This is a genomic window from Pseudomonas sp. HY2-MNA-CIBAN-0224 (assembly GCF_040310285.1).
GTDB classification, from domain to species: Bacteria; Pseudomonadota; Gammaproteobacteria; order Pseudomonadales; family Pseudomonadaceae; genus Aquipseudomonas; species Aquipseudomonas helleri.
Window position 1 is genome coordinate 1 of the sequence record NZ_JBEOPQ010000836.1, and the last position, 242, is coordinate 242.

At 40.9% G+C, this 242-nt stretch carries 1 protein-coding gene; it reads right to left on the reverse strand.

Annotated features, from left to right (window positions below; all coding sequences use genetic code 11):
• The coding region (locus AAEZ03_RS28625; RefSeq protein WP_350583364.1) for a hypothetical protein at nt 1–242 on the reverse strand (242 nt) is incomplete at both ends.

Consider the following 242-nt stretch of genomic DNA (forward strand, 5'->3'; position numbering starts at 1 on the left):
GGTGCGGCTTTATTTGCTCATGCGTGCCAACCCATGCAATTTTGCCATCTTTGATACCGATAGCGGCGTTCATTAATTGACCATAAGGGGTGCTATCTTGTTGACTATCGCTATAAATATTAAACCTGTATTGCGCTGAAAAGGTGGCGAGATTGGCATTGATAATAATGTTGTCAAACGATGTCAGAGTGGAATCGTTTATAGGCGTTTGGTCTGTAGAATTTGTCGTATTAGTCATAATG